The sequence below is a fragment of the Chryseobacterium sp. UF-81 genome (genome assembly GCF_058245105.1).
In genome coordinates this window covers 191189-202981 of the sequence record NZ_JBSIBX010000008.1, presented here as the reverse complement: position 1 = coordinate 202981, position 11793 = coordinate 191189, and the positions used below count along the sequence as shown (strand labels likewise).

Genomic DNA, 11793 nt, shown 5'->3' with positions numbered 1-11793 from the left:
TCCTTTTGTAAACACTTACAAATTTGCATCTTAATTTTTAATAAATTTTACTTGCTTTTTAACATAGAATGCGAGAGCATTATTCAGAAGTCTGGTTGCATTTATCACTTTTGAAATAAGTACCGTTATTTTGAGATACCAGTTTCCCGGTTTTTCTGTTGATCTTTATAAAGTAAGATTCTTTAATTTCCGGGCAGCCTTTAGACTTTGAGACATACAGATACATATGTCTGTCTTCGATTTTATAGGAACCACTCAGCTTATTGCTTGTATCTATTTTAAAGCCATAGGTTTGAGCCAATAGAATAGCTTCCGGAAGATTGTCAACCGTTCCGATGAAATCTCTCAGTTGCTGCTCATTAGAGAAATACACGGATCGGTCTTTTTTGCAGGCAAGAATGTATGAGAAGCACCGGTTGCCTATACATTGCTGGAAGAAACCTCTCTCAGGAAGAGGCTCATTGATGGTCATAAAATCCGGCATCTGGCTTTCGTAGATCACAGCCTTTTCTGGATCAGGATCATTGGTAAGTACCCGCCAGTAGCCATAGTCTTTGTCCGGAACAATGAACGGATATAAATATTCCGCAGTGTCCAGAATATCCGGAATCTTTTTGAAATCAGAGGGAATTTTATTTTGGGAAAATAATAAACCCGGAATCAGAAAAGAAATGATCGAAATAATTTTCATAATTATTATTTTCTTAAATAGTACTAAGGCTGTTTAAACTATTGCAGTACAATTTTATAATACCCTTTTTCGTCTGTTACATCAATACCAACCCCTGTAAATGTTAATTTATTGATCTGATATCCGTCACAACCCCCTTTAAATTCTGAAGACTGTATTGAAAAGTCAAAAGCTTTAACATTAGAAGAGAAAGTATAATTTTTTGTACCATTATACGCACCCACATTTTCTAAAATAACCATATCGTCAGATGTTTTGGTTAATTGTACGCCAACCTGATTTTCATCCTTTACCGAATAAACGGTAAGTGTTCCGTTTGTGATCAGATTTTCATCATTAGAATCAACGAATTTAAAAGCTATCGTCTGAGGGGCATTATAGCAATCTTCACCACAGCCTGTAAAAATAAAAGCCATTAAAAGGAATACAAATATATTTTTCATGGGATGCTGATTAATTTCTGTAAAAAGTAAAATTAATCATTAAACGGTTGTATTCAAAATTATTATCACAGCTCCTGAATATTGACCCCGATGAAACTGAAGAAACAGAAACCCATAAACCTAGTTAAACCCAATAAAATAAACTAGCAAAAAACAATTAAGACGATTTTAATTTTCTCAAAAAAAGCAGTAAAATAATTTTATTCATGACCCTTTATTTCTTGTCATTTGTCAATTCATTTAAAACCAAAATCCATTACATTTGTTATATGATACACGACCAACGAGCAGAAAAATTCAGGCAGATCGTGGAGAATAAATTCCAGATCTACAATTCATTATTTATGAGCCTGCCTTATGATAAAATGACCAATATCGGTATGCTTCTTCCCTTCCTTTATGAGGAAAGCCGAAACGGATATGAAGTAGGCAAAACCCCTGAGGAAATTGTCGAAGAATTTTTTAAAAACCACACAGATCTTCAAACAGAAGAGCAGAAAGTAGAACTGCTTTTTAAGATCATACAGTACATCGAAAGACAGGTGGTTTTGTTTGACAGTATAGAGGATGCTGCATTTCCAAACCTTCATTCTGAAAGCGACAGCGGAACGGTGACCAATCTTTTTGAACGTTCATATCAGGATCACAAACTTGAAAAAGTCCGTGAAAAGCTGAAGGATTTTACAGTAAAAGTAGTTTTTACAGCGCACCCGACCCAGTTTTATCCAAGCTCGGTACAGAGGATTATCCAGGATTTGCGGGGAGCTATTACCAGTGATTCCGTTACCCAGATCGATACGCTTCTGCAGCAATTGGGGAAAACACCTTTCGTTAATAAAGAAAAACCAACTCCAATTGATGAAGCCCTGAGCATTATTTCCTATTTAAGATATGTTTATTATGATACCATAGGAGAGCTGTTTACCAAAATTAAAAAGACGTTTGGAAACGGGCATTTCCACCTTCATGAAGATATTATCCAACTAGGTTTCTGGCCGGGGGGAGACAGGGACGGAAATCCTTTTGTGACGGCTGAGGTTACCAAAAGAGTGGCAGAAGAACTCCGTTCAGCGATCCTGAAGTCTTATTACAGCCATTTGAAATTTATCAGAAGAAGATTAAGTTTCAGAGGAGTTTCTGAAGTATTGGCAAAATTAAGCGATGAGCTGTATGGAGCAATCTTCAACGGAAATATGATCACAGCAGAGGATATTCTGAAAAAGGCGGATGAAGCAGAAAAAATACTGGTGAATGAACACAATTCTCTGTTTTTAGATCTGCTGACGAATTTCCGGGACCGGGTGAAAATTTTCGGGACCCACTTTGCTACATTAGATGTTCGCCAGGACAGCAGGATCCATCAGAAAGTTATAGATGAGGTTTTTGCAAAACTATACGGAGATGCAGACGCTTCTGAAGAAGATAAATTCAATAAGCTGATCCAGCTCAAGGATAAAGTTAATGCAGATCAGTTTGAAGATATCGTTAAAGATACCTTATTAACGGTTTCGCAGGTTTCCGAGATTCAGAATCAGAACGGACAGAGAGGTATGAACCGCTATATTATTTCGAATTCCGATGCTGTAAAAGATGTAATGAATGTATATGCATTTTTTAAGATCTGCGGATATCAGGATGAAGACATCAAAATGGATATTGTTCCCCTTTTTGAAACCATGGAGGGTCTTGCCAATTCCAAAAATGTAATGAACGAGCTTTACCAAAATCCGGTTTATAAAAAGCATCTTGCAAGCAGAGGAAATCAGCAGACCATTATGCTTGGTTTTTCAGACGGAACAAAAGATGGCGGATATCTGAAAGCCAATTGGGAAATTTATAAAGCCAAAGAAGTCTTAACTAAACTTTCCGTTCAGAATGGAATTAAAGTAGTGTTTTTTGATGGCAGGGGCGGACCACCCGCAAGAGGAGGAGGGAAAACCCACGATTTCTATGCATCACAGGGAAATACGATTGCTAATAATAAAATAGAATTGACCATCCAGGGACAGACGATCACCAGTATTTTTGGAAATAAAGAGCAGGCTAAATATAATTTTGAGCAGCTTCTGACCGCCGGGGTGGAAAATGATGTCTTTAAAAACTCTAAAAAGGATCTTACAGAAAAAGAAAGAAAACTGATCGCCGAGCTTGCTGATATCAGTTATAAAAAATATTCAGACCTTAAAGCTCACCCGATGTTTGTTCCTTATCTTCAGGAGATGAGTACATTGGAATATTATGGTAAAACAAATATCGGAAGCCGCCCGTCCAAAAGAGGAAACGGTACTGAGCTGAAATTTGAGGATCTCAGAGCAATTCCGTTCGTAGGTTCATGGTCTCAGCTGAAGCAGAATGTTCCCGGGTTCTTCGGGTTCGGATTTGCCATGCAGCAGATGAAAGAGCAGGGAAGGCTGGAGGAAGTAAAAGAACTGTATAAAGGTTCGGATTTCTTCAAAACTTTAGTTCTGAATTCGATGATGAGCATGAACAAATCCTATTTTCCGCTGACGTATTACATTAAAAATAATCCGAAATTCGGAGCATTCTGGAATGTTCTTTTTGATGAATATACGCTTTCAAGAGATATTATGCTTGAGCTTACCGGCTTCAAAATGCTCCAGGAAGAAGATCCGTTGTCAAGAAAATCGGTGAAGATCAGGGAAAAAATTGTACTTCCGCTGTTGAGTATCCAGCAGTATGCACTGATGAAGATCCAGAAGGGGGAAGGAAATAAGGAAACCTATGAAAAGCTGGTGACCAGATCATTATTCGGAAATATTAACGCGAGCAGAAACTCAGCTTAATGGATCATAACAACGCCTCTCGATTAGAGAGGCGTTTTCTTTTGTTTAAAACGAATAGCATATGAGTACAATGCTTTTAGATTTTGGCTAAAGCCAATTGGTTGATAATATAATTGAAACGGGCTAAAGCCCGTTCCTATTGAATACTTGTCACAGATATAAATCTGAGCAGTCTGAATCAATCCTTGTCAAGGTTTTAAACCTTGACAAGGATTAATTTTTGGTTGTTTAATGAAATAACTAGATTGTACTTTCAGCCTTAATCATTTCACTTTTAAAGTGTGACAACAAAATGGTTCAAATCCTTTTCATTGATTTGAACTTGTGGCATTTGTGTTATTGTAGTTGATAATAAATTCAGGATTAGACATATCCAATAACTATTCCTTTAAAAACTTCTCATAAAAAATCTGATCCTTCGCCTGGATTTTCAGATAATAAGTTCCCTTCGGAAAATCTTCAACTTTTATAGATTTCTGACTGTTGTTCTTTCTGATCAGTTTTCCTAAATTATCATAAACTTCCAGCGACAGGATTTCGCTTTCAGAAGCAACATTCAAAATATTTTTAGCAGGATTCGGGAAAATGGCAAACTTTTGTTTTTTCACCATTTCAGAAGTGTTCAGTACCTGATTATAAAGGTTTCCAAAATTAAGAATACCATAACCCATCTGGTCTGTGTGAGCCGGATAAAGTGAAGCGGTCTGGCGTAATTTTGTCCTTACCTGCTCCCTGTCCATCGCAGGAAAAGCCTGGAGGAAACATGCTACACCACCGGCGGCAATAGGCGTTGCAATAGAAGTTCCGTTTACCGAAACCAGGGTGCTGTTGTTAACTGTAGCAGATGCACTTCCTCTTGCACTTCCATCAGGTTTTACCACACCAATGGCATTGGGGCCGTATGATGAAAATCCTGAAGAATTTCCTGCATCATCTACGGATCCTATGCTGAATACCTTAGCATTGTCTGCAGGAGTCATAATGTAATGCCATGGCTGCAGGCCAGAGTTTCCTGCCGCTGCAAGAACGAAAATTCCTTTATTGGCAGCTATTTCAGCAGCTCTTGCGATGAAAGAAGTGGTTCCATTCATATCCGAGTAGCTGTAATTGTACCGGGAATCGTCAAAAACATTGTATCCAAGAGAAGACGTGATGATATCGACTCCTTTCCTGTCTGCTTCTTCGGCTGCTTCTATCCAGTATAATTCCTCTTCCGGAATTTCACCAACCGTATTTTCGCTACGGTAAAGATAGAAATCGGCATCCGGAGCAGAACCTACAAAAGTGTTTTCGATATAGCCTCCCATGGCTCCCAGTACAGCAGATCCGTGATTGCTGATAGAAGTGTTGTATACGTTGCTTGTTTTGGTGACAAAGTCGTAAACAGCTTTAATATGATTGTTATTCCTTAATCTTTCAAAGGCAGATCCGGTATCTACATAAGGAAAGCCTGCATCGATAACTGCAATGGAAACTCCTGTTCCTGTAAATCCGGCAAGATGAAGAGGCCTTATATTGATCTGGTCGATTTGTGCAGAGCCCGAGCCATAATCAAAAACAGTCAGAGTCTTTTGAGTCTCAGAAGAAGAGTTCCATTTATCCTGATGCGCTGTTTTAGGAACGGAACTATTGTTTCTTGCAAAACTTCCGACCGATGATACATAAGGCTGTGACTGCAAGATTGCTATCTGAGCCGGAGTCGCATTTACAGCAGCTCCGTTAAGCCATTTGGAATAGTCTGTGACAGTAAAACCAAGGTTCTGAAGATTTTGTATATAAGACTGTTCAATGGGAGCATCCTGGTCGTTCAGCGGAATGCCCAGAGAAGTACGTCTGTTGAGGGATTTTTGCGTCAGTTCGGAAAGAGGATTTGCATAAAAAGCAGCTTTATTCGGTTTGGCCGTAAAATAAACAAAAACCAGCTCGGTCTGCGCGTTTACAGCGGAGTAACCCACTAAAAGACAAAAGAGTAAAAGTTTTTTCATGAAGTTATTTTTTATAAAGATAAAACAAAATCAATAAAATTTTTGATAGGATTTTAAATTCCTTATTTTTACACAAATATTTATTTATGAAAAAAATTCAGATGGTTGACTTGCAAAGTCAGTATTACAAAATAAAGAATGATGTAGACAATGCAGTTTTAAATGTAATGGATTCTGCGGCTTTTATCAACGGCCCTGAAGTAAAGTCTTTCCAGAATGAATTGGAATCTTATTTAGATGTAAAGCATGTGATCCCGTGTGCTAACGGAACGGATGCTTTGCAGATCGTGCTGATGGCTTTGGATCTTAAAGAAGGGGATGAAGTGATCACCGCAGATTTCACTTTTGCTGCTACAGTAGAAGTTATTCATCTGCTGAAACTGAAATCAGTGCTGGTAGATGTAGATTACGATACATTCACCATTTCTACAGAAGAAATTAAAAAAGCGATTACGCCAAGAACAAAGGCGATTATTCCGGTACATATTTTCGGACAGTGTGCCAATATGGAAGAGATCTTAAAAATTGCAGAAGAGCATAATCTTTACGTCATTGAAGACAATGCACAGGCAATAGGAGCGGAATACACATTCTCTGACGGAACTGAAAAATATGCAGGAACCATGGCAACTGTGGGAACGACTTCATTTTTCCCTTCTAAAAATTTAGGCTGTTATGGGGACGGTGGAGCTATTTTTACCAATAATGATGAACTTGCGCACCGTTTAAGAGGAATTGTTAATCACGGAATGTACGAAAGATATTATCATGATGAGGTGGGAGTGAACTCAAGATTAGACAGTATTCAGGCTGCGGTTTTGAGAAAAAAACTTCCGAATCTTGATTCTTACAATGATGCAAGAAGAAAAGCCGCTGATTATTATGACGAAGCTTTTGCAGGAAACGAAAATATTTTAACTCCAAAAAGGGCGGAATATTCTACTCATGTATTTCACCAGTATACTTTAAGAATTCTGAACGGAAAACGTAACGAACTTCAAAAATTCCTTACAGAAAAAGAAATTCCTGCGATGATCTATTATCCGGTAGCCTTAAGAAAGCAGAAAGCTTATTATCAGGAAAGCAATGATGCAGATTTTGTGAATACAGACAAGCTTTTGGATCAGGTAATTTCTCTTCCGATGCATACAGAACTGGATGAAGAGCAGCTGAAGTATATTTCGGATGCTGTGCTGGAGTTTATGAAGTAATATGAAAAAGCAGATATTTAAATACAGACTGGCTTATTATTTAGCATTGATGACCAGCTTTATTCTTTTCATAATATCTGCATTTGGAATTTTTGCAATATTTGAAAACTTTAGTATAATCAGTTTTATATTCATCATTGGTTCAATTACTATTAATTTATTTGCATTTATTAATTTAATTGAAAAATATGATAAAGCTGTTCTATTTTTGAGTCTGGGATTGTTCTTATATCTTATGTATACAGGTAATTATCTTTTACCGATCTTTTTAAAAAAAGGTTTTGATGCTGTAGAATATCCCCATTTTAAAATTTTTACCTTATTACTTTTAATTTTGATTATTGTAAACGTATTTAAAATAAAAAATAATAAAATAGCAGAAGAAATAGAAGAAATAGGAAAACACAACGATTAAAAAAAAATATTAAACAAAAAAAATGGCAATACTTGTTACAGGAGGATTAGGATATATAGGTTCCCACACCGTAGTAGAACTCATCAATAATGGTTATGAAGTTGTTATTGTAGATGATTTATCCAATTCTGAAAAATTTATTTTAAAAAATATTGAGGAGGTTGCAGGGAAAAAACCTGTTTTTTATCCTTTTGACCTGAAGAGGAAAGAGCTCCTTAGCCAGGTCTTTGATGCCCATCAGATTGAAGGATGCATCAATTTTGCAGCTTCCAAAGCCGTTGGAGAAAGCCAGGTAAAGCCGATAGATTATTACGAGAATAATTTATTTACGCTGATCAATATTCTTCAGGAATTTAAGGAAAGAGGAATCTCTAATTTTATTTTCAGCTCTTCATGCACAGTGTACGGACAGGCAGAGAAAATGCCGATTGATGAAAATACACCATTGAAAATGCCTGAAAGTGTTTATGGCAAAACAAAGCAGATGGGAGAAGAAATTCTGATTGATTTTGCAAAAGCCTACAACAGAAGAATTTCACTTTTAAGATACTTTAATCCAATCGGTGCTCACCCGTCAGGAAAATTAGGTGAATTGCCATTAGGAGTTCCTAATAACTTAATTCCCTATGTTACCCAGACAGCCGCAGGAATCCGTGAGAAGCTGAATATCTGGGGTGACGATTATGATACTGAAGACGGAACCGCAGTTCGTGATTATATTTATGTTGTTGATTTGGCTAAGGCTCACGTAAGTGCTCTTAAGAGATTATTGGAGAACAGCGAAGAAACAGTAATTGATATATTTAACCTGGGAACAGGAAAAGGTTCATCTGTGCTGGAAGTGGTAAAAGCTTTTGAAACAGCTAATCATGTGGAGGTTCCTTACCAGATCTGTGCCAGGAGGGAAGGTGATATTACCGTTGCGTATGCTAATGCTGACAAGGCTGAAAGAGACCTGCACTGGAAATCCGAAACTCCATTGGAAGAATCTTTAAGAACAGTATGGAAATGGCAGCAGTATCTTGAATCCAGAACTGTTTAATAAGTTTAAAACAATTATAAACAAATTATAAAACCCTTCCCCTCAATATTCTTTTATATTATAGATAAAAAATAATATTGTAGCGGAATTTTAATTGAACTAGTATGAAAACACAAAAAATAGGTATTACATTTTCCTCATTTGATCTGCTTCATGCAGGGCACATCAAAATGCTTGAAGAAGCTAAAACCGTATGCGACTACTTAATTGTAGGGCTTCAGATAGATCCTTCCCATGACCGTCCGAATAAGAACAGACCGAGCCAGACCATTGTGGAAAGATATATTCAGTTAAAGGCTGTAAATGCTGTTGACGAAATTGTCCCGTATTACACAGAAGAAGATCTTGAAGATATTTTAAAATCTTTTGTTATTGATGTAAGAATTATCGGTGATGATTATATGGACAGAGATTTCACCGGTAAAAAGTATTGTGAAGAGAAAGGAATTGAGATTTTTTATAATAAAAGAGATCACAGGTTTTCCACCAGCGACCTTAGAAGAAGAATCTATGAAGCTGAAAAGGATAAGTCATAACACACTGAAACCGTAAAATAAAAAAATCCCGAAATATTTTTCGGGATTTTTTGTGTATTACATTGGGGCTTGCTGATCATCGCCACTTTCATTAGCATTAATATCTTTTTTCTTTTTAGGCTGTTCTATTTTTTCACCTTGCTTAAATCTGTAAGTTAAAGCAATTGAGAACTGCCTTGGCTGCCACTGCATATAATTTCTGCGGGTGTAGTCGCTATTATAGCTGTATACTTCTCTGGTTCTGGTATTAAAGATATCCTGAATATTGAAAGATATCGTACCGTCACCTTTCCATATTGTTTTAGAGGCTCCTAAATTCAGGGCATACATATCTTGGGTATCCTGATTGGCCGATTTTTGTGCCCCTCTGTAGAACCCTTGCAGCTGTATGCTCAATGTTTTATCAAGTTTAAAGGTTGTATTCAGACGGGCTCTTGTTGAGAAGCCATCACCTGTAAAGTCCATTGTGCCTAATTTCGTATTGCCTAAAATATCTTTTGTTTCGTATGTGGCTATACCAGTCGTTTTATAACCAAACATGTCTAAACTACCCATGATTTTTAACCAGGCAAATGGATCATAAGTGAAATTTAGATCTAAACCATAACGATCATCATTACCAAGGTTAATGGGTTTTGTGTAAAAAATACCCTGGCTTTCGTCCGGTCTGTAGACAAGCATTTTTGTATCTTCCGTTGCATGTCTGTAGTAAAGAGTAGGATTAATCGTGAATTTCTTCCTTGTAATATTATAACCTACTTCATATGAATCTACATAAGATGGATTCAAATCAATATTTCCTTCAAAAACGTTTTGACTATTGCTGTAATTAGGGAAGGGAACCATAAAGAATGATCTCGGCCTGTCAATTCTACGGGAATAGTTTACAAGAATTTGATTATTCTTTGATATATCATAGCTTAAGAATACGCTTGGAAATAAATTGTTGTAATTCTTGTTTTTGTTGATCGGAGGTTGACTGGGATTTAAATTAGCATAATCAATTTTAACATTTGACAGCTCATCTCTTAACCCTAACTGATAGGCAAATTTTTCTCCTACCTTACTTTTAAATTGCAGATAGAAGGCGTTAAACATTTCTCTATAGTTCGTTTTGTTATTATAATCCAGAATAAATGGATTATTAGAAGTGCTGCTTACAAAATTATCATAATCATTGTTATTGACATCTAATCTGTATCCTGCTTCAAGTTTAGATTGCTCACCGATGGGAAGTTCATAATCTGCTTTTCCGATAATAGTCTTGTTAACAGAATGTCTTTGCGTTATATCTTTTTGTACAGGAACAGAGTCTTCAGTTTCAAGAATATTAGAATTATTATTACTTCTGTTTCTCTGTAAGCTAAATGATAAAGATAAATTCTGTCCTTTATCATCAAATTTATGATCCAATCCTACATCTCCCTGGAATGCAAGATTGGTACTTCTACCCTCAGAATCTCGTTGTCCATAGGAATCCATCAGGTTCCATGTTTTTTGATCACTATATCGGTAAAAACTGTTAAAAGTATTCAGTAGCTCATTACTGTCTCCTTCAAACGTTCTTACAACCCCGGATAGATTTAATGATGTTTTATCAGAGATATCATAGGTAAATCCTGCGCTGGCATTGTAATTTTTATTGTAACTTTTGTTGGTAGAATTCTGCAATTGATATGTCGGAACATCGTTAGGCTGCTCATTAGGCAATATATTAGGGAAGACAATGTTATGATAGGTGGTCTCCGTGTCATTTTTGCTTTTATTTTCACTATAGCCACCACCACCGTTTAAAAACCATGTCCAGTTATTTTTTCTCCAGCTTAAATTAGCATTAAGAGCCGTTCTGGGCAAATAACCTAAAGTGCCGATTACACTTCCGTTAAAGCCTATTTTTTTATTCTTTTTCAGAATGATATTTAAAATACCTGAAGTACCGCTGGCTTCAAATTTAGAAGAAGGATTGGTAATTACTTCAATTCTTTCGATCTGGTCTGCAGGAATACTCTGAAGTGCATTGGCTCCATCATCAATCCCAAGTAGGGCAGAAGGTTTGCCGTTGATCAGAAATTTTACATTAGAACTACCTCTCATCGAAACCGTACCGTCGGTATCCACAGAAACAGAAGGAACGTTAGATAAGACATCCTGAAGATTTCCCCCCTTACTTACAATATCCTGTGAAGGATCGTAAGTCCTTTTATCAAGCTCAACTTTGTAAGGTTTTGTAGCCGCTGCAGTAATCACCACACCTTGTATTTCCTGGGTTTTGCCGTCTAACGTAGTCGTTGCCTCAGGCTGTATGGATAATGCACCAATATTTCCGGGACCGGCAATGCTTTTATTGACTACACTTTTTTTATAGTCGATTGCTTCTACTGTAATGTCATAATTCCCAGGGGCTAGTTCCAGTTTGTACTGTCCTTTTTCATCGGTCAATACAGCATCGCTTAATGACTTGTTCGCTTTATTGCTGAACGTCACAGAAGCATAAGGAACCGGCTGGTTGTTTTTGTTGACAATCATTCCCGTAACGCCTGCCTTCTCCTGGGCAAATGCCATTGCAGCTGCCGAAAGTACAAAAGTAAGGGCTAACGTTTTTTTTGTGAAAATGTTGACAATTTCCGTCTGATTCATAAGGTATTTTTTGGGTAAAATCGTAAAGT

Annotated in this window: 9 protein-coding genes; 5 read left to right on the top strand and 4 right to left on the bottom strand. The window is 36.9% G+C overall.

Annotated elements, in window-relative coordinates:
• Positions 1 to 79: 79 nt before the first annotated feature.
• Both AC4IFE_RS13005 and AC4IFE_RS13000 read right to left on the bottom strand, forming a co-directional pair.
• Positions 80 to 691, bottom strand: a complete 612-nt coding sequence (locus AC4IFE_RS13005) for a hypothetical protein (RefSeq protein WP_490757608.1) — start codon at positions 689 to 691, stop codon at positions 80 to 82.
• Between the two features lie 38 nt (positions 692 to 729).
• Entirely contained in the window at positions 730 to 1134 is a 405-nt protein-coding gene (locus AC4IFE_RS13000; protein ID WP_490757607.1) for a putative periplasmic lipoprotein, read from the bottom strand.
• A gap of 269 nt (positions 1135 to 1403) precedes the next feature.
• Between AC4IFE_RS13000 and AC4IFE_RS12995 the strand changes: the two genes are divergently transcribed.
• Positions 1404 to 3938, top strand: a complete 2535-nt coding sequence (locus AC4IFE_RS12995) for a phosphoenolpyruvate carboxylase (protein WP_490757606.1) — start codon at positions 1404 to 1406, stop codon at positions 3936 to 3938.
• 380 nt (positions 3939 to 4318) lie between these two features.
• Here the strand turns inward: AC4IFE_RS12995 and AC4IFE_RS12990 are convergent, their stop codons facing one another.
• Positions 4319 to 5923, bottom strand: coding sequence for a S8/S53 family peptidase (locus tag AC4IFE_RS12990; protein WP_490757605.1), 1605 nt, complete (start codon positions 5921 to 5923; stop codon positions 4319 to 4321).
• An 86-nt stretch (positions 5924 to 6009) separates the two neighbouring features.
• Between AC4IFE_RS12990 and AC4IFE_RS12985 the strand changes: the two genes are divergently transcribed.
• The 4 genes from AC4IFE_RS12985 (at position 6010) to AC4IFE_RS12970 (ending at position 9127) form a co-directional block, all read left to right on the top strand.
• Positions 6010 to 7134: a DegT/DnrJ/EryC1/StrS family aminotransferase gene (locus AC4IFE_RS12985; protein WP_490757604.1), complete on the top strand. Its 1125-nt coding sequence runs from the start codon at positions 6010 to 6012 to the stop codon at positions 7132 to 7134.
• A gap of 1 nt (position 7135) precedes the next feature.
• Positions 7136 to 7549: a hypothetical protein gene (locus AC4IFE_RS12980; RefSeq protein WP_490757603.1), complete on the top strand. Its 414-nt coding sequence runs from the start codon at positions 7136 to 7138 to the stop codon at positions 7547 to 7549.
• 22 nt (positions 7550 to 7571) lie between these two features.
• Positions 7572 to 8591 carry a UDP-glucose 4-epimerase GalE gene (gene galE / locus AC4IFE_RS12975; protein ID WP_490757602.1) on the top strand — a complete coding sequence of 340 codons (1020 nt, stop codon included), beginning with the start codon at positions 7572 to 7574 and terminating at the stop codon, positions 8589 to 8591.
• 104 nt (positions 8592 to 8695) lie between these two features.
• Positions 8696 to 9127 carry an adenylyltransferase/cytidyltransferase family protein gene (locus tag AC4IFE_RS12970; RefSeq protein WP_490757601.1) on the top strand — a complete coding sequence of 144 codons (432 nt, stop codon included), beginning with the start codon at positions 8696 to 8698 and terminating at the stop codon, positions 9125 to 9127.
• Positions 9128 to 9184: 57 nt separating this feature from the next.
• Here the strand turns inward: AC4IFE_RS12970 and AC4IFE_RS12965 are convergent, their stop codons facing one another.
• Positions 9185 to 11764, bottom strand: a complete 2580-nt coding sequence (locus AC4IFE_RS12965) for a TonB-dependent receptor domain-containing protein (RefSeq protein WP_490757600.1) — start codon at positions 11762 to 11764, stop codon at positions 9185 to 9187.
• Between the last annotated feature and the right edge of the window lie 29 nt (positions 11765 to 11793).